The following is a 16,703-nucleotide window of genomic DNA, read 5'->3' on the forward strand; positions in this document are numbered from 1 at the left end:
GCCATTGTCGCGTCACGACCATCGCCATCCCAGCGATTTGTCGGAGGCGACTGGCGCGGTTGGCCAGGTGCCCTGGGTCGACCCGGGAAGGGCCAACCCTGGGCACCCGGGCGACGAGAGCCGGGCGACTGGTCAGAAGGGTGGGGCGTCCTCGCCCATCAGCGCCAGCACGACGCCGCCCTTGCCGCTCTTGAGGCCCTGGACGACGACCTTGCCGGTGCTGCCGTCGGGCAGCTCCAAGGTGAAGGTCTTGCCGACCGCGTTCTTGGGGCCGTTGCCGGCGCTGTTGGCGGGCCGGAAGTCGCCTGCCCAGGGCGGAATCCCGCCCCTACGGGCCGGCTCGGCGAAGAGCGCGGCGGTGCCGGGGGTCCTGGTGCCGTCTGAGGAAAGGAGCACTGAGGCGCTGCGAAAGGTAGCCATATGCGCCAAGGCTAACCCGGACCACGCCGTTCGCGGCACCACAGCTGCCCGTAACGGCGATTCGGGCGCCCTCTCGTCCCGGACGTTGCGCCAGGAGCGATACCTAGCAGTACTATGCATCGTACCTCTAGGTTTGGGAGCGGGAGGCTTCGTGAAGGTCGCCAAGGATCTGGTCGCCGCCTCGGCGACGCCGATGGTGCTCGGCATCCTGGCGGAGGGTGAGAGCTACGGCTACGCCATCCTCCGGCGGATCAACGAGCTGTCCGGGGGTGAGCTGGACTGGACCGAAGGGCTGCTCTACCCGTTGCTGCACCGGCTCGAGCGCCTCGGTCACCTGGAGTCGAGCTGGCAGGCGGTCGCCGGCGAGCGCAAGCGCAAGTACTACCGCATCACCGACCGGGGTCTCGCCGAGCTGGCCGAGCAGCGCCGGCAGTGGGACACCGTGGTGGGCGCGCTCAGGGAAATCTGGCACGACCGCGCGCCGCTGACGGTGCACCCGTTGGACGGCCTGGCATGACGGCGCGCGAGGAACCGCAGGAGTTGGAAGCGCAGTTCGAGCAGTGGCGTCAGTACGTGCTGCGTCGCCGGGAACTGCAAGCGGTGGACGCCGACGAGCTGGAAGACCACCTTCGTGGCTCCGTCGACGAACTCGTCGCCGCCGGCCTGAGCCCGGACGAGGCGTTCCTGGTCGCCGTGAAACGGATGGGCAGCCTCGACGACCTCTCCCGCGAGTTCGCCCGGGAACACTCCGAACGGTTATGGAAGCAGTTGGTGCTGACCGGCGACCACGGCAGCGCGGTCGGCGGCACGCGCTCCCGCCGGGACCTGTGGGTCATGCTCGGCTGTGCGGCGGGTGCTGTGGTGTCCGTCAAGGTGCCGGCGCTGTTCGGGCTGAGCTTCGCCGACGACGGCTCGTTCTACGCGCGCAACTTCACACTGTTCGCGCTGCCCTGGCTGGCGGCGTACCTGGCCTGGCGCCGGGGAGCCCGACGGACGGTGATCGCGGCACTGGCGGTGCTCTTCGTCCTCGGCGCCGTGGCGGCCAACGCCTACCCCCTGGCGGACGATTCGCAGTCAGTGGTCGTCACCAGCATCCACCTGCCCATCGCCCTGTGGCTGGTGGTCGGCCTGGCCTACGTCGCCGACGACTGGCGCTCTTCCCGTCGACGCATGGACTTCGTCCGGTTCACCGGTGAGTGGTTCATCTACCTGGTGCTGATGGCCCTCGGCGGCGGCGTGCTCTCCGCGTTCCTGTTCAACACCTTCGCGGCCATCGGAATCGTCCCGGAGGCGTTCATCTCGCAGTGGCTGCTGCCCGGTGGCGCCGCTGCCGCGGTCGTGGTGGCCGGGTGGCTCGTCGAGGCCAAGCAGAGTGTCGTCGAGAACATCGCGCCGGTCCTCACCCGGCTGTTCACCCCGCTCTTCACCGCCGCCCTGCTCGCCTTCCTCGTCGCTGTCGTCTGGACCAGCCATGGCATCGACGTCGAGCGGGAGGCGCTGCTCCTGTTCGACCTTCTGCTGGTCGTGGTGCTGGGGCTGCTGCTCTACTCACTCTCGGCCCGTGACCCGCTGGCCCCGCCCGGTCCGTTCGACAAACTCCAACTCGCGCTGGTGGTCAGTGCGCTGGCCATCGACGTGCTGGTGCTGCTGGAGATCACCGGGCGCATCACCGACGAGTACGGCGGTACGCCGAACCGGGCGGCAGCGCTCGGCGAGAACGTGATCCTGCTGGTCAACCTCGCGTGGTCGGCGTGGCTGCTGCTGTCCTTCATCCGTCGGCGTACACCGTTCGCGACGCTCGAACGGTGGCAGACCGGCTACCTGCCGGTGTACGCCGCGTGGGCCTGGATCGTGGTCCTCGTCTTCCCGCCGCTGTTCAGCTTCGCCTAGGCGGGTAATTCTCGACGGCGTCCACCGTGCGCTCGGCTGGCTCGCCATGGCGATCTGCCGGGGAGCGGTATACCTCAGAGGCATAAACATGCCTCTGAGGTATACCGCTTGATGCCGCATCCGCCCCGACGAAGGTGACCGACGGCGATCGCCCTGGGGCTGCGGGTCACTTGCCGGTGACGATGCCCGGGTTGATGCAGAGGCCCGGGTTCGCGCCGTTCTTCTCCGCGATCTCCAGACAACGGGTCACCTTGTCGACAGTGGCGTTGGTCTCGGTGATCTGCTTGGAGATCTCGGCGTTCTTGCGGTCCTGCTCCAGGTTGCGGGTTTGCGCCAGCTTGTCCTGGAACGCCTTGATGTTGCCCTCGGTCTTGTCGTCGTGGTTCACCCGGGTGATGGTCACCGAGAGGATGTCCACGTCGGTGGCGAGGCGGGTCTCCGCGCTGGTCTTGATGTTCGCGGCGAACGGCTTCAGGTCGACGTTGAGGTCGCCGGTCTGGGCGTCGATCTTCTCCAGCGGGTTGTACGCGGCGAAGGCGTCGTTGACCGCGCTGTCGAGCTGCACACCCACCCGCTGACCCCGGAAGCTGCCGAAGTCGCCCTTGTAGTCCATGAACTGCTTCGGCGCGTTCTCCGGCTTGACCTGCCATTCGACGAGCACCTCGACGCAGGCATCGGCGAGGGTGCCGGTGCGCACGCGTACGCAGTTGTCGCCGCCGATGTGGTCGTACTTCTGTCGGCCCGCGTCCCACTCGCCGACCTTCTGCCAGGGCGCCACCCACTTCAGGCCCGAGCCGGTCACCTCGCCGGTGGGCTTGCCGAAGCTGGTGACGATGCCGACCGAGCGGATGGGCACCGAGTGGGCGCTGGAGGCGATGCCGACCACCAGCGTGAGGGCGAGGAAACCGAGCGCCGCGAGGGCGGCCATCCGCTTGAGCGGCCGTGCGGGGGCGACGAGAGCGACGACGGCGCTGACGGCCAGGGCGACGGCGAAGACGATCGCCATGGTGAAGCCGACGGGCATGGGGTGGGGGCCTTTCGGTGGGCTGTGTGGATCATCAACCTAGGGGGTCCGGTCAAGTCGACGGCGCCGGGGAGTGGAGTTCACGCACGTCAACCGCGGGTCGAATATGGAGTCCATCGACATGGTTCGACTCCAGCGGCCCGCCGTAGGTTTCGTCCACGCGACGGGCCTGTGACCACGGTCACCGAACCGACCGTCGCCGCGACGTGCGGAGGATGAGGCGATGGCCGGGCAAGCGCTCCTGTCGGCCCGTGGGCTGACCCGCGACTTCCGGGGCTTCCGGGCGGTCGACGACGTCGACCTCGACGTGGCGTCGGACAGCGTGCACGCGCTGGTCGGCCCGAACGGCGCGGGCAAGACCACCCTGTTCAACCTGCTCACCGGCTTCCTGCGACCCAGTGGTGGCCGGATCGAGCTGGCCGGGCGGGACGTCACCGGGCTGCCCCCCGAGCAGGTGGCCCGGCTCGGCGTGGCCCGTTCGTTCCAGATCACCAGCCTCTTCCCCCAACTGTCCGCACGCGAGCACGTCGCGCTGGCATTGCAGTCACCCAGCGGGCTGGGCTGGCGGTTCTGGCGGTCGGCGAAGCTGATGGGCCGCTACACCGAACGGGCCGACGAACTGCTGGCCATGGTGGGGCTCGCCGAGTTGGCGCACGCCCCCTCGGCGTCCCTGGCGTACGGCCGCAAACGCGCCCTGGAGCTGGCCATCGCGCTGGCGCTGGACCCGAAGGTGCTGCTGCTCGACGAGCCGACGGCGGGCATGGGCCTGGAGGACGTCGACCGCACCGTCGAGCTGATCGGTCGGGTCCGCCAGGGCCGGACCGTGGTGATGGTCGAGCACAACATGAGCGTGGTCGGCCGTCTCGCCGACACCGTCACAGTGCTCCAGGCCGGCAAGGTCCTCGTCGAGGGCCCGTACGAGCAGGTCCGCGCCGACGAGCGCGTGATCACCGCCTACCTGGGAGCCGCCGATGCTGCGCATTGAGAACCTGTCCGCCTCCTACGGCGAGGCGCAGGTGCTGCGCGACGTCAGCCTCGAGGTCTCCGCCGGTGAGGTGGTCACCCTGGTCGGCCGCAACGGTGCCGGCAAGTCCACACTGCTGCGCTGCGTGATGGGGCTGCACACCGGTCAGCGCGGCACCGTGGAGTTGGACGGGCGGGACATCACCAGGCTGCCGGCGCACAAGCGGGCCCGCCTGGGTCTGGGCTGGGTGCCCGACGACCGGGGCAGCTACGCCACGTTGACAGTCACCGAGAACCTCACGCTGCCGCCCACCGTCGGCCCTGACCCGTGGTCGCTGGAGCGGGTGTACGAGGCGTTTCCGGCCCTGTACACCCGACGGGACTCGGCGGCCACCATGCTCTCCGGCGGCGAGCAGCAGATGCTCGCGCTGGCCCGGGTGCTGCGGATGGGCGCCCGGTTGCTGCTCTGCGACGAGCCCACCGAAGGGCTGTCGCCACTGCTGGTGCAGCAGGTCGGCGATCTGCTGCGCGAGGCCAAACGGCACGGCGTGACAGTGCTGCTTGTCGAACAGAACCTGCACTTCGCCACCGGTGTCGCCGACCGGCACTACCTGCTGGCCGAGGGCCGGGTCGCCGAGGCGATGGACAACTCCGAGGTGCGTTCGCGCGAACGCGAACTGCTCGCGTACCTCGGGATCTGAATTTTCCCAACGACGACCCGCGCGACGCCGCGCGGAATGGATGGAGTGGGCATGCGCAGGACGATGGGTGTGGCCGCGGCGTCGGCCGTGGTGGTGCTGGCCGCCGGATGCGGCGGCGGTGGCCCCCAGTCGAGTGGCGACCAGAAGCTGACCGGCGACAAGATCGTGCTGGGCGTGCTCAACGACCAGTCCGGGGCGTACTCGGAGTTGTCCGGAAAGAACTCGGTGGCGGCGGTGGAGATGGCCATCGCCGACTTCACCGCGAAGCACGGTGACAAGGCGGTGACCACAGACATCACTGTGGAGACCGCCGACCACCAGAACAAGCCGGACGTGGCCAACTCCAAGGCCCAGGAGATGTACGACCGCAAGGGCGTCGACCTGATCCTGGACGTGCCCACCTCGTCGGCCGCGCTGAAGGTCGCCGACGTGGCGAAGGAGAAGAAGAAGCTCTACTTCAACATCGGTGCGGCGACCACCGACCTGACCGGCAAGAGCTGCAACAAGTACACCTTCCACTACGCGTACGACACGTACATGCTGGCCAACGGCACCGGAAAGACCACCACCGAGCAGATCGGCAAGAACTGGTACATCCTCTACCCGAACTACGCCTTCGGTCAGGACATGGAGAAGAGCTTCTCCACGGCGATCACGGCGGCCGGTGGCACTGTCGTCGGCAAGGACGGGGCGCCGTTCCCGAACACCAGCGGTGACTTCTCCACCTTCCTGCTCAAGGCGCCGAACCTGAACCCGAAGCCGGACGTGCTGGGCACCATGCAGGCCGGCGCCGAGCTGGTCAACGTGGTGAAGCAGTACAACGAGTTCAAGCTGCGGGACAAGGGCGTCGGCCTGGCGGTGGGGCTGATGTTCCTCACCGACATCCACTCGCTCACCCCGGCGGCGCTGGCCGGCACCACGTACACCGACGCCTGGTACTGGAACTTCGACGCGAAGAACCGGGAGTTCGCCGACCGCTTCCAGCAGAAGGCCGGCACCCGGCCGACCTTCGCGCACGCCGCCAACTACTCCGCGGCGTTGCAGTACCTGGAGGCGGTGCAGGCCGCCGGCACCGACGACGCGGACGCCGTGGTCAAGGGCCTGGAGGGCAAGACGGTCGAGGACGTCTTCCTGCGCAACGGGAAGATCCGCGCCGAGGACCACCGGGTGGTGCACGACGCGTACCTGGCCCAGGTGAAGCCGCAGTCCGAGGTCGCCGAGCCGTGGGACTACGTGAAGGTGCTCAAGACGATCCCCGCCGGGGAGGCGTTCCGCGCGCCCTCGGCGGACTGCAAGCTGTGAGCGCGAGGGCGCTGTGAGCGGATTCGCGCAGAACACGTTCAACGGGTTGGTGAGTGGGGCGTTCTACGCCCTGCTCGCCCTCGGGCTGGCAGTCATCTTCGGCATGCTGCGAGTCGTCAACTTCGCCCACGGCGCGTTCTACATGCTCGGCGCGTTCGGGGCGTACGTGCTGCTCAGCGAGGCGGGCGTGCCGTTCTGGGCCGCCCTGGTGATCATGCCGGTGGGGTTGGGTCTGCTCGGCATGGCGTTGGAACGCGCGGTGATCCATCGGCTGACCAAACTGGACCCGCTCTACAACTTCCTGCTCACCTTCGGTCTGACGCTGATCCTTCAGGACCTGGTGAAACTGCGCTACGGCGTGCAGTCCAGCCCGTACGAGACGCCGTCGCTGTTGAGCGGGTCGGTCGACTTCGGGCTGTTCGACTTCCCGACGTACCGGGTGTTCATCCTCGGCTTCGCGGTGCTGCTCTGCGTCGCGGTGTGGTGGGTGCTGACCCGGACCCGGATCGGCATGGTGGTCCGTGCGGCCACCGAACGGCCGGACCTGACCCGTGCCTTCGGCATCGACGTCGGACGGTGGGTGACGCCGGTCTTCGGCTTCGGCATCGGGCTGGCCGGCCTCGCCGGTGTGCTGGCCGCACCGATGCGCGCGGTCAACCCGCTGATGGGCGCCGACCTGATCATCGTGGTGTTCGCGGTGGTGGTGATCGGCGGGCTGGGCTCGATCTTCGGGTCGGTCGCCGCCGGCTTCGGCATCGGACTCGTGCAGGCGTGGGGTGAGGCGTACCTCTCCAACTTCCCGCTCGTCTCACAGACGATCGTCTTCGTGGTCATGGCCGGCGTGCTGCTCTGGCGCCCGGCCGGCCTGTTCGGTCGGGAGGAGGCCCCCGCATGACCAACACAGTGGACACTCCTACCGACGCGTCCCGCTCGACGCCACCGTCCGGGCTGATCGCTGTGGCCCGGGCCCCCGGCTGGGTCCGGTACGCGCTGCTCGCCGTCGGCCTGGCCGTCGCGGCGTGGCTGCCCAACGGCCTCTACCCGGCGGTCGCTGTGGACATCCTCTGCTGGGCGCTGTTCGCCGTGGCGGTGGACCTGCTGCTCGGCTTCACCGGGCTGATGTCCTTCGGTCACGCCGCGTTCTGGGGCACCTCCGCGTACGTCACCGGGCTGGTGGCCATCCACGTCGGCCTGCCGTTTCCCCTCGCGGTGCTGGCCGGGGCCCTCGCCGCGGCCGTGCTGGCGGTGCCGATCGGGTACCTGGCGGTCAAGCGGACCGGCATCTACTTCGCCATGGTGACCCTGGCCTTCGCGCAGATGGTCTACTACGTCGCCAACGAGTGGCGGTCGGTGACCCAGGGCGAGAACGGCCTCCAGGGGGTGCCCCGCGAGCTGTTCGGCCTCGACCTCACCGACGACTACTTCTTCTACTACGCGATCCTGCCGATCGTGCTGCTCGGGCTCGCCGCCGCCTGGCGGATCGTGCACTCACCGTTCGGTCGGGTGCTGGTCGGCATCCGGGACAACCCGGCGCGGGCGCGGGCGCTGGGCTACCCGGTGCACCGCTACAAGCTCACCGCGTTCGTGCTGTCCGGGTTCATCGCCGGCCTCGGCGGCGGGTTGTTCGCTGTCGGCCACCGGTTCGTCTCGCTGGACGTGCTGCACTGGACCACCTCCGGCAAGGCGGTCATCGTGGTGGTGCTCGGCGGGATCGGCACCCTCTGGGGTGGGGTGCTCGGCGCCGCCCTCGTGGTCCGGCTGGAGGACTGGCTGTCGTTCTCCGGGTTCGAGGCGATCGGCCTGGTGACCGGCGGCATCTTCGTCCTCGTCGTGGTGCTGTTCCGGCGCGGCATCTGGGGCAGCGTCGCCGCGCTGGTCCACCGGCTGGCGGCCCGCCGCCGCTGAAAATCCCACGGCGGCGCATCCGCCACGCGCCCTTCGAGCGAACCCCCGGGTAGAGAACGTCTACCCGGGGGTACGTCTGGTGCTGACCGATCCGATGCCGGCGGAGGCCGTGGAGATCGCGCACAAGCAGGTTTCGCTGGCGGCCGAGGACCTGGACGCCAACGCTGTCGCGACGCTGGTGCTGGAGGTGGTCGAGGCGTGGGGCGTGCCGGCGCTCTGGGAGCAGGTCTGCCGGCCGCTGCTGGCCCGGCTGTCGGGGCGTAGCGCCGCCGAGATCGTCGTCGAGCACGCGCTCTTCGAGGGCGTCCGGGTCGGGTTGGACGCGTACCGCCGGGAGCCGGGTCGGCCACTGCCCACCGGCGGGATGCTGCTGGCCGGCGCCGAGAAGGAGGCGCACAGCCTGGGTCTGCTGGCGCTCGCCGCCGCGTTGCGCGAGCAGGGCCGCGGCTGTCTGAACCTCGGCCCGGCGCTGCCCTGGTCGGCGCTCACCAGCGCGGTGTACCGGGCCCGCCCGCGCACCGTCGTGCTCTGGTCGCAGACGCCGCTCACCGGCCGCGGGTACCGCCTGGTGCGCTTCGCCCGGGACTTTCCGCTCCTTCGGGTGTACGGCGCGGGGCCCGGCTGGATCGAGCCGCTCGGCGGTCCGGCGGTCCGTCTCGGCACGTTGACGGAGGCCGTCGACGCCTGCCTGGCGGTCGCGCCCGGGCGTGATGCCCACCACATACGATACGGATCGGTGCCGTATCGTTAATACCCGTCGTAGGCTGACCCACGTTACGAGTCTGACCCGTATCGTATTTCGTCGCGGGTGACCAGCGTGGGGGGAAAGCACGGCATGGAGCTGCACAACAACACCGGACACCCGAGGCGGTGGGCGATCCTGGGGGTGCTGGTGATCAGCCTCCTCGTGGTCGTCCTCGACAACACGATCCTCAACGTCGCCCTGCGCACCCTGGCCGACCCGGTGCACGGTCTCGGCGCCAGCCAGGGCGAGCTGGAGTGGTCCATCAACTCCTACACGCTCGTCTTCGCCGGGCTGCTGTTCACCTTCGGGGTGCTCGGCGACCGCGCCGGTCGCAAGCGCTTCCTGATGATCGGTCTGGTGCTGTTCGGCCTGGCGTCGCTGCTCTCCGCGTACGCCCAGAGCCCCGGACAGCTCATCGCGGCCCGCGCCCTGATGGGGGTCGGCGGCGCGGCCATCATGCCGGTGACCTTGTCGATCATCTCCAACGTCTTCGACCCGCGCGAGCGTGGTCGGGCCATCGGGGTCTGGGCCGGCGCTGTCGGTCTCGCCGTGGCGATCGGCCCGATCCTCGGCGGCGCGCTGCTGGAGCACTTCTGGTGGGGCTCGGTCTTCCTGATCAACGTGCCGGTGGTCGTCGCCGGCGTGGTTCTGGTCGCGCTGCTGGTCCCCGAGTCGCGTGACCCGCGGCCCGGTCGGATCGACGTGCTCGGCGTGCTGCTCTCCGTGGTCGGCCTGGTCGCCCTCTCCTACGGCATCATCGACGGCGGCGAGCACGGCTTCGGCCGCCCGGTGGCCTGGGGCTCGATCCTGCTCGGCGTCGCGGTGCTGGCCTGGTTCGTCCAGCACGAGCGGCGCAGCGACCACCCGTCGCTGGACGTCCGACTGTTCAAGGTGCCCCGGTTCGCCGCGCCGGTCGCCATCGTCGGCCTGGTGTTCTTCGCCGCGATGGGCTCGATGTTCTTCGGCTCGTTCTACCTGCAACTCGTGCGCGACTACAGCCCGTTGCAGACCGGCCTGCTCTTCCTGCCCTTCGCCGGCGCCCAGCTGGTCTTCGCGCCGCGCAGCGCGGCGATGGTCCGTCGCTACGGCGGCAAGGCCGTCGCCACCGTCGGGTTGGTGCTGACAGTGGTGTCACTCGGCGCGTTCGTCTTCATCGGCGCCTCCACCCCGATCTGGATCGTGCTGCTCGTCTTCCTCATCCAGGGCGCCGGGATGGCCAACATCATGCCGCCGGCCACCGAGTCGATCATGTCGGCGCTGCCCCGGGAGAAGGCCGGGGTGGGCTCCGCGGTCAGCAACACCATCCGCCAGGTGGCCGGCGCACTCGGCGTGGCCATCCTCGGCTCGGTGCTCTCCGCCGTCTACCGCAGCGACATCGGTGACGCGCTGACCGGTCTGCCCACGCAGGCCCAGGACGCGGCCAACGAGTCGATCTCCGGTGCGTACGCGGCGGCGGGCCAGCTCGGGCCGGCGGCGCCGGCGCTGATCTCGGCGGCCAACGACGCCTTCGTCACCGCCATGCACTGGGCGGCCGGGCTCTCCGCGGTGATCGCCGCACTCGGGATCATCGTGGTGCTGCGCTGGATGCCGGGCAAGGAGGACACGAGCGTCGCCCCGGCGGTGCCGGTCGCCGAGCCTGAGCTGGCCGGCACGGCATAGGTTCGGGGAGGATGGCGGACATGACGTCCACTGCCGATGCTCCGCGGTCGCCCGGTCGACCGCGGAGCCTCCGCGCCGACGAGGCGATCATCGAGGCCACCCTCGACCTGCTCGCCGAGGGCAGCACCATCGAGGCGCTCTCGATCGAGGCGATCGCCACCCGGGCCGGGGTCGGCAAGGCCACCATCTACCGCCGCTGGGCCGGCAAGGACGCGTTGCTGCTGGACGCGTTGCGCCGCCTCAAGGGCGTCCTGGCCCAGCCGGCGGGCCACTCCGTCCGCGACGACCTGGTGCTGCTGGTCGGCGCGATCGGCAAGAACGTCGACCCGCGAGCGGCCAAGATCATGCCCTGCCTGGCGCCCGCAGTGAACCGCAGCGCCGACCAGTTCCAGCTCTACCAGAACATCATCTCGCCCCGCCGGCAGTTGATGCGCGAGGTGCTGCGGCGCGGCATCGACGAGGGGGTGCTCCGGGCCGACATCGACGTCGAGGTGACGATGGCGCTGCTCACCGGGCCGATGCTGATCCAGCGGGTGCTCCAGTGGAACCCGGACCTGGACGAGCAGACCCTCCCCGAGCGGGTCGTCGACGCCGTGCTGGAAGGCATCCAGGCCCGCTGACGCCGAGTGCCCGGTCGGCGGCGTTCGTGCCGCCGGCCGGCTTCGGTCAGCCGGCCGGTGCCCGCAGTCGGTGCAGGCGCAGCGCGAGCTGCACCTCCAGCGCCCGCTCGGGCCGCTGCCAGTCGACGCCGAGCAACTGCCCGACCCGCTCCAACCGCTGGGTCACCGTGTTGACGTGCACGTGCAGTTGCTCGGCGGCCCGGGCCAGGCTGCCGCCCACCCCGAAGTACGCCTCCAGGGTCTTCACCAGAGCCGTGCCGCGCCGGGCGTCGTAGTCGAGGACCGGCCCGACGGTGGCGCCGAGGAACTCGGTCACGTCCTTCTCACCCCGGTCACCGACAGTGCCCAGCAACAACCCGACGAAGCCCAACTCCACAGTGCTCGCGCCCTGCCCGGCGCGGCCCAGCGCGCCCAACGCCGTCAGGCACCGGTCCGCCTCCTGGAACGTCCGGGCCAGCGCCGCCGGTGTGTCCGACGGGCCACTCGCCCCGGCGGTCACCGGTCGACCTGTCACCCGGGACAGGTCCCGGGCCACCGCGCGGGCGCTGCCGCCCGCGTCCAACCCCGGCAACATCAAAACCACCCGGCCGTCGCGCGCCGCGGCCAGCCCGCCGCGCGCCGACGCGTACGTGGTGGCCCAGGAGAGCACCCGCTGCCGAGCCGAGCCGGTCGCGGCGATCGCGTCGTCGCCCACCGCCACCAGCACGTGCGGCGCGTCCAGGTCCACCCCGAGCCGGCGGGCCCGACTGCGCAGCGCGTCGGTGTCGCGCAGCGGGCGGGCGATCAGGTCGTCCAGCAACTCGCCACGCACCCGCCCCTCCGCCTCCGCGACCGTCCGGCGGAACAGCAGCAGCAGCGCTGTCACCAACGCCGCCCGCTCCAGGATGCGCTGGTCGGCGTCGACCAACTCGTCGTCCGGGCGCAGCACCAGGGCACCCAAATTCTCCGCGCCGGCCACCACCGCCGCGTACCAGAGCGGACCCCGGCGTACGCTGCGCCCCTCCGTCCGGGACGCGGCCACCGCCTCGACGATGTCCGCGCGGTCCGGCTCCTCGATCTCACCCACCCGGGCCAGCAGGCGACCCTCGGCGTCCAACGCCAGCAGCGCGCCGCCCAGCACCTCGGTCACCGCGGCCGCCACGTCCTCCACGCCACCGCCGCGCAGCACCAGCGCTGTCATCCGGTCGTGTGCCGCCGCGGCCCGCTCCACCGAGCTGCTGTGCGCCCGGATGGTGGTGTTCGCCGCCGACAACTCGGCCAACGCCGAACGGGTCTCGGTCAGCAGCCGGGCGGTGTCGATCGCCACCGCGGCGTGCGCGGCCAGCGACACCAGCAGCGCCACCTCCTCCCGGACGAACGGCCGGGCCGAACGGTTGGCCGCGTAGAGCACCCCGATCGAGGTCGAGCCGAGCCGCAGCGGCACCCCCAGGATCGCCACCAGACCCTCCTCGCCCACCCCGGCGTCGATCTCACCGGTGTGGTGGAAGCGCGCGTCCTCGCCGTAGTTGGCGGTGACGTACGGGGCGCCGGACTGGGCCACCAGGCCACCGAGACCAGCGCCCATCGGCAGGCGCAGCCGCTGGAAACGGGCCGAGACCGAGCCGTCGGTCACCCGCATGTAGGTGTCGCCACGTTCGTCGTCGTTGAGCGTCATGTACGCCACGTCCGCGCCGAGCAGGTGACGGGCCCGGTGCACGATCGCCCGCAACACGTCGTCCAGATCGCGCAGCCCAGCCAGGTCGCTGACAGTGTCGTACAGGCCGGACAGCTCGCTCTCCCGGCGGCGGCGACGCTCCAGCAGCGCCCGGACCCGCAACGCCACCGACTTGGCCTGCTCCAACTCGGCCAGCCGGTCCGGCGGCAGCCCGGCGGCCCGCGCGGCCACCAGCGGCCCCTCGAACTCGACCGCCGCGGCCTCTCGGGCGAGCAGCTCCAGGAACTCCACCGGCGAAGACATGGTCGACATTGTGCTCAGCCCCACTAGTTGGCCGTCCAGCCCCCGTCGAGGGCGATCGACGCCCCGGTGATGAACGCCGCCGGCGGCGAGCAGAGGTACGCCAGCAGCTCGGCCACCTCCTCCGGCTCGATCAACCGTTTGATCGCGGCCCGGGCCAGCATGATCTTCTCGATCACCTCGGCCTCGTCGATGCCGTGACTGGCAGCCTGGTCGGCGATCTGGCTCTCCACCAGCGCGGTACGCACGTACGCCGGGTTGATGCAGTTGGCGGTGACCCCGTGCGCGGCGCCCTCCAACGCGACCACCTTCGACAGCCCCTCCAGGGCGTGCTTCGCCGAGACGTAGGCCGCCTTGTAGGGCGAGGCACGCAACCCGTGCACCGAGGAGATGTTGACGATCCGCCCCCAGCCCCGGGCGTACATGTGCGGCAGCGCCCGGCGGATCAGCAGGAACGGCGCCTCCACCATCACCCGCTGGATGTACTCGAAACGCTCGACGGGAAAGTCCTGCAACGGCGCGACGTGCTGGAGCCCCGCGTTGTTCACCACGATGTCCACGTCCACGTCGAGCGAATCCACCGCCGCGGCGTCGGACAGGTCCACGCCCTCGGCCCGGCCACCCGCCTCGGCGGCCACCGCCTTGGCCGCCTCCAGGTTGCGGTCCACCACGAGCACCTTGGCGCCGGCCGCGCCCAGCCGCAGGGCGCACGCCCGCCCGATGCCGCCGCCGCCCCCGGTCACCAGGGCGGTCCGACCGGAGAGGTCGACCTGTACGACGTGGGGGACCACCACGGGTTCTGCCGTCATGGCGCAAGAAGTTACGAGCTGTGTGCTCCCCGGCACATGGGCCAGCGACACATACTCCGTACCAAAGCTGTGTGGCCCCACCCGCCCCGCCACCCGCTCCGCTCCCACCCCGCCGTCGCTCCCGCCCCACCCCGCTCCCGCCCCACCGCTGCGCCGCGGTCCCACCACTCCTGGTGCCGCCGCGCCTCGCGCTGCAAGATCGCGCAACATCCTGGATGTAGTGGCATCCCGGCTAGTCGTGGCCACTACATCCAGGATCGAGCGTGACCTTGACGGCCGAGGGCGCCGTGGGGCGTGGGGGCGGGGTGCGGAGGGCGTGTCCCGTGGGGCTGGTGGGAACGGCGCCGGTTAGGGTGTCGAACACACGTACTGCTGACGGCTGGGGAGGGGGCGGCGTGCGCGTGCTCGGTGTGGACCCGGGGTTGACCCGGTGTGGGGTGGGCGTGGTCGAGGGTGTGCCCGGCCGGCCCTGCACCCTGGTCGCCTACTACGTGGTCTACACCGACCCGGCCGACGACCTGGCGTTGCGCCTGTTGCACCTGGACCGGTCGCTGAACAAGCTGGTCGCCGAGCATCAACCGGAGAGCGTCGCCGTCGAGCGGGTGTTCAGCCAGCACAACGTTCGTACCGTGATGGGCACCGCGCAGGCCAGTGGCATCGCCGTGCTGGCCGGGGCGCGGGCCGGGCTGCCGGTGCAGACGTACACCCCGAGCGAGGTGAAGGCCGCCGTGACCGGGTCCGGTCAGGCCGACAAGGCGCAGATGACCGCCATGGTGACCCGGTTGTTGCGACTGGCCGAGCCGCCGAAGCCGGCCGACGCCGCCGACGCGCTGGCTCTGGCCATCTGCCACGTGTGGCGCGGCGGGACCCGGTCCAAGATCGCCGCCGCGGCGGACCGGGCACGACGAGGAGGAGCGCGATGATCGCCAGCGTGCGCGGCACGGTGACCGCGACGGGTCCGGACCAGGCCGTGATCGAGGTCGGCGGGGTCGGTCTCGCTGTGCACTGCGCCCCGGGAACCCTCGCGGAGCTGCGGGTCGGCCAGGTCGCCCGGCTCGCCACCAGCTTGATCGTGCGGGAAGACTCGCTGACCCTCTACGGCTTCGCGGACGACGACGCCAAGTCACTGTTCGAGCTGCTCCAGACCGCCAGTGGGGTCGGCCCGCGGCTGGCCCAGGCGGTGCTGGCGGTGCACACCCCGGACGCGGTGCGCAAGGCGATCGCCAACGCCGACACGGCCGCCCTGACCCGCGTACCCGGGATCGGCAAGAAGGGCGCGGAACGCCTGGTGCTGGAGCTACGCGACCGGATCGGCCCGGTGCCGATCGGCGCCGACGGGGCGGCCGGGGTGACCCGCGGCAGCTGGCCCGACCAGGTCCGGCAGGCGCTGGTGGGGCTGGGCTGGACGGCCGGGCAGGCCGATCAGGCTGTCGCCGCGGTGGCGGAGTCGATCGAGGGTGAGACCCCGCCGGTGCCGGTCCTGCTCAAGCAGGCCATCCGACTGCTGGGCCGTACCCGATGACCGCCCGGCCGCGACGGGCGGCGGGGCGATGAGCGCGAGGAGTGAGCCGGATTTGCGAGCCTCGCAGTCGCGAATGAAGAGGGCACGATGAGCGAGACCGAGGGGCTCGTCTCGGCGTACGTCAGCGACGCCGACCGGGACGCGGAGGCCACGGTACGGCCGAGGCGGCTGGCCGAGTTCATCGCCCAGGACCGGGTGCGCGACCAGCTCGACCTGTTGTTGCAGGGCGCGATGCGGCGGGGGTCGCCGCCGGATCACATCCTGCTCTCCGGCCCGCCCGGGTTGGGTAAGACGAGCCTGGCCAACATCGTCGCCGCCGAGCTGGGCGCGGGCATCAGGGTGACCAGCGGCCCGGCGATCGAGCGTTCCGGCGATCTGGCGGCGATCCTGACCAGCCTCGCCGAGGGCGACGTGCTCTTCATCGACGAGATCCACCGGATCGCGCGGCCGGCCGAGGAGTTGCTGTACAGCGCGATGGAGGACTTCCGGGTCGACGTGGTGGTGGGCAAGGGGCCGGGGGCGACGGCGATCCCGCTGGACGTCGAGCCGTTCACCCTCGTCGGCGCGACGACCCGCTCGGGCCTGTTGACCGGGCCGATGCGGGACCGGTTCGGCTTCGTGGCGCACCTCGACTTCTACGCCCCGGCGGATCTGGAGACGCTGCTGCACCGTTCGGCGCGGATCCTGGGGGTGCCGATCACCCCGGAGGGCGCTGTCGAGATCGCCGGTCGGTCCCGGGGCACGCCACGGATCGCGAACCGGCTGCTGCGCCGGGTCCGCGACTACGCCGAGGTCCGGGCGGACGGGGTGGTCGACCTCGACACCGCCCGCGCGGCCCTGATCGTGTACGACGTGGACGCGCTCGGCCTGGACCGGCTGGACCGCGCGGTGTTGACCGCGTTGGTCGACTCGTTCCGGGGCGGTCCGGTCGGGTTGTCCACCCTCGCCGTGGCGGTGGGGGAGCAGCCGGACACTGTCGAGGAGGTCTGCGAGCCGTTCCTGGTGCGGGCCGGGCTGTTGGCCCGTACGCCCAGGGGTCGGGTGGCGACCGAGGCCGCCTGGCGGCATCTGGGGCGCACGCCGCCGAATGGTACATTTGGTGCGGATAGTCCGCCTGTGCCCGACTTGTTCTCCTTGGATGTCGATCAGCCGTGATGTGAACGTGATCTGTGCCGCATTCGGCGTTCTC

The 16,703-nt window shown here is 70.7% G+C and carries 17 protein-coding genes; 13 read left to right on the forward strand and 4 right to left on the reverse strand.

The genetic code is table 11. The features are described from left to right. Positions 1-132: 132 nt before the first annotated feature. Positions 133-396 carry a hypothetical protein gene (locus tag OHB44_RS12665; RefSeq protein WP_091402229.1) on the reverse strand — a complete coding sequence of 88 codons (264 nt, stop codon included), beginning with the start codon at positions 394-396 and terminating at the stop codon, positions 133-135. Positions 397-571: 175 nt separating this feature from the next. Here OHB44_RS12665 and OHB44_RS12670 point away from each other — a divergent pair, with 175 nt between their 5' ends. Next, a complete protein-coding gene (locus OHB44_RS12670; RefSeq protein WP_330440855.1) occupies positions 572-937 on the forward strand; it encodes a PadR family transcriptional regulator in 366 nt (121 codons plus the stop codon). Beyond that, the gene (locus tag OHB44_RS12675; RefSeq protein ID WP_330440856.1) at positions 934-2,310 is read left to right on the forward strand and encodes a permease prefix domain 1-containing protein; all 1,377 of its coding nucleotides are present in this window, start codon (positions 934-936) and stop codon (positions 2,308-2,310) included. The genes OHB44_RS12670 and OHB44_RS12675 overlap by 4 nt, the downstream gene beginning before the upstream one ends. Positions 2,311-2,476: 166 nt before the next feature. Here OHB44_RS12675 and OHB44_RS12680 read toward each other — a convergent pair whose 3' ends face one another. Then, positions 2,477-3,334, reverse strand: coding sequence for an SPFH domain-containing protein (locus OHB44_RS12680; RefSeq protein WP_210784954.1), 858 nt, complete (start codon positions 3,332-3,334; stop codon positions 2,477-2,479). A 223-nt stretch (positions 3,335-3,557) separates the two neighbouring features. On the opposite strand from OHB44_RS12680, the gene OHB44_RS12685 reads away from it, so the two are divergent. The 8 genes from OHB44_RS12685 to OHB44_RS12720 all read left to right on the forward strand — a co-directional run bounded on the left by OHB44_RS12685 (position 3,558) and on the right by OHB44_RS12720 (position 11,229). Continuing rightward, a complete protein-coding gene (locus OHB44_RS12685) occupies positions 3,558-4,319 on the forward strand; it encodes an ABC transporter ATP-binding protein (RefSeq protein ID WP_091401800.1) in 762 nt (253 codons plus the stop codon). Next, positions 4,306-4,998, forward strand: a complete 693-nt coding sequence (locus OHB44_RS12690; RefSeq protein WP_238682998.1) for an ABC transporter ATP-binding protein — start codon at positions 4,306-4,308, stop codon at positions 4,996-4,998. The genes OHB44_RS12685 and OHB44_RS12690 overlap by 14 nt, the downstream gene beginning before the upstream one ends. A 51-nt stretch (positions 4,999-5,049) precedes the next feature. After that, positions 5,050-6,300 carry an ABC transporter substrate-binding protein gene (locus tag OHB44_RS12695; RefSeq protein WP_442932671.1) on the forward strand — a complete coding sequence of 417 codons (1,251 nt, stop codon included), beginning with the start codon at positions 5,050-5,052 and terminating at the stop codon, positions 6,298-6,300. Positions 6,301-6,313: 13 nt separating this feature from the next. Next, positions 6,314-7,195: a branched-chain amino acid ABC transporter permease gene (locus tag OHB44_RS12700; RefSeq protein WP_112583340.1), complete on the forward strand. Its 882-nt coding sequence runs from the start codon at positions 6,314-6,316 to the stop codon at positions 7,193-7,195. Further along, a complete protein-coding gene (locus tag OHB44_RS12705; protein WP_266303018.1) occupies positions 7,192-8,205 on the forward strand; it encodes a branched-chain amino acid ABC transporter permease in 1,014 nt (337 codons plus the stop codon). The genes OHB44_RS12700 and OHB44_RS12705 overlap by 4 nt, the downstream gene beginning before the upstream one ends. A gap of 79 nt (positions 8,206-8,284) precedes the next feature. Further along, entirely contained in the window at positions 8,285-8,956 is a 672-nt protein-coding gene (locus OHB44_RS12710) for a transcriptional regulator (RefSeq protein ID WP_330440857.1), read from the forward strand. An 84-nt stretch (positions 8,957-9,040) separates the two neighbouring features. Beyond that, positions 9,041-10,609 (forward strand): MFS transporter, encoded by a 1,569-nt coding sequence (locus tag OHB44_RS12715; protein ID WP_238683032.1) that lies wholly within the window; start codon positions 9,041-9,043, stop codon positions 10,607-10,609. Positions 10,610-10,620: 11 nt separating this feature from the next. Beyond that, complete coding sequence (locus OHB44_RS12720; RefSeq protein ID WP_238683001.1) at positions 10,621-11,229, forward strand: TetR/AcrR family transcriptional regulator; 609 nt, start codon at positions 10,621-10,623, stop codon at positions 11,227-11,229. 46 nt (positions 11,230-11,275) lie between these two features. Here the strand turns inward: OHB44_RS12720 and OHB44_RS12725 are convergent, their stop codons facing one another. Next, positions 11,276-13,195, reverse strand: coding sequence for a helix-turn-helix domain-containing protein (locus OHB44_RS12725; RefSeq protein WP_266303016.1), 1,920 nt, complete (start codon positions 13,193-13,195; stop codon positions 11,276-11,278). A gap of 14 nt (positions 13,196-13,209) precedes the next feature. Next, the gene (locus tag OHB44_RS12730) at positions 13,210-13,992 is read right to left on the reverse strand and encodes a 3-hydroxybutyrate dehydrogenase (RefSeq protein WP_124817383.1); all 783 of its coding nucleotides are present in this window, start codon (positions 13,990-13,992) and stop codon (positions 13,210-13,212) included. 395 nt (positions 13,993-14,387) lie between these two features. On the opposite strand from OHB44_RS12730, the gene ruvC reads away from it, so the two are divergent. The 3 genes from ruvC to ruvB all read left to right on the forward strand — a co-directional run bounded on the left by ruvC (position 14,388) and on the right by ruvB (position 16,669). Continuing rightward, on the forward strand, positions 14,388-14,915 hold the full coding sequence (gene ruvC / locus OHB44_RS12735) for a crossover junction endodeoxyribonuclease RuvC (protein ID WP_091401816.1): 528 nt from the start codon (positions 14,388-14,390) through the stop codon (positions 14,913-14,915). After that, the gene (ruvA, locus tag OHB44_RS12740) at positions 14,912-15,514 is read left to right on the forward strand and encodes a Holliday junction branch migration protein RuvA (RefSeq protein ID WP_210784947.1); all 603 of its coding nucleotides are present in this window, start codon (positions 14,912-14,914) and stop codon (positions 15,512-15,514) included. The genes ruvC and ruvA overlap by 4 nt, the downstream gene beginning before the upstream one ends. Before the next feature lie 87 nt (positions 15,515-15,601). Further along, positions 15,602-16,669 (forward strand): Holliday junction branch migration DNA helicase RuvB, encoded by a 1,068-nt coding sequence (gene ruvB / locus OHB44_RS12745; RefSeq protein ID WP_238683003.1) that lies wholly within the window; start codon positions 15,602-15,604, stop codon positions 16,667-16,669. Positions 16,670-16,703: the final 34 nt, after the last annotated feature.

This window comes from Micromonospora sp. NBC_00821 (assembly GCF_036347035.1).
Taxonomy (GTDB): domain Bacteria; phylum Actinomycetota; class Actinomycetes; order Mycobacteriales; family Micromonosporaceae; genus Micromonospora; species Micromonospora hortensis.

What these genes read in the sequence shown, in the direction of transcription:
- OHB44_RS12680 (WP_210784954.1), bottom strand. Translation starts at nt 3,334, where the DNA reads ATGCCCGTCGGCTTCACCATGGCGATCGTCTTCGCCGTCGCCCTGGCC.
- OHB44_RS12715 (WP_238683032.1), top strand. Translation starts at nt 9,041, where the DNA reads ATGGAGCTGCACAACAACACCGGACACCCGAGGCGGTGGGCGATCCTG.
- OHB44_RS12725 (WP_266303016.1), bottom strand. Translation starts at nt 13,195, where the DNA reads ATGTCGACCATGTCTTCGCCGGTGGAGTTCCTGGAGCTGCTCGCCCGA.
- OHB44_RS12695 (WP_442932671.1), top strand. Translation starts at nt 5,050, where the DNA reads ATGCGCAGGACGATGGGTGTGGCCGCGGCGTCGGCCGTGGTGGTGCTG.
- OHB44_RS12675 (WP_330440856.1), top strand. Translation starts at nt 934, where the DNA reads ATGACGGCGCGCGAGGAACCGCAGGAGTTGGAAGCGCAGTTCGAGCAG.
- ruvB (WP_238683003.1), top strand. Translation starts at nt 15,602, where the DNA reads ATGAGCGAGACCGAGGGGCTCGTCTCGGCGTACGTCAGCGACGCCGAC.
- OHB44_RS12705 (WP_266303018.1), top strand. Translation starts at nt 7,192, where the DNA reads ATGACCAACACAGTGGACACTCCTACCGACGCGTCCCGCTCGACGCCA.
- OHB44_RS12730 (WP_124817383.1), bottom strand. Translation starts at nt 13,992, where the DNA reads ATGACGGCAGAACCCGTGGTGGTCCCCCACGTCGTACAGGTCGACCTC.
- ruvA (WP_210784947.1), top strand. Translation starts at nt 14,912, where the DNA reads ATGATCGCCAGCGTGCGCGGCACGGTGACCGCGACGGGTCCGGACCAG.
- OHB44_RS12720 (WP_238683001.1), top strand. Translation starts at nt 10,621, where the DNA reads ATGGCGGACATGACGTCCACTGCCGATGCTCCGCGGTCGCCCGGTCGA.
- OHB44_RS12685 (WP_091401800.1), top strand. Translation starts at nt 3,558, where the DNA reads ATGGCCGGGCAAGCGCTCCTGTCGGCCCGTGGGCTGACCCGCGACTTC.
- OHB44_RS12690 (WP_238682998.1), top strand. Translation starts at nt 4,306, where the DNA reads ATGCTGCGCATTGAGAACCTGTCCGCCTCCTACGGCGAGGCGCAGGTG.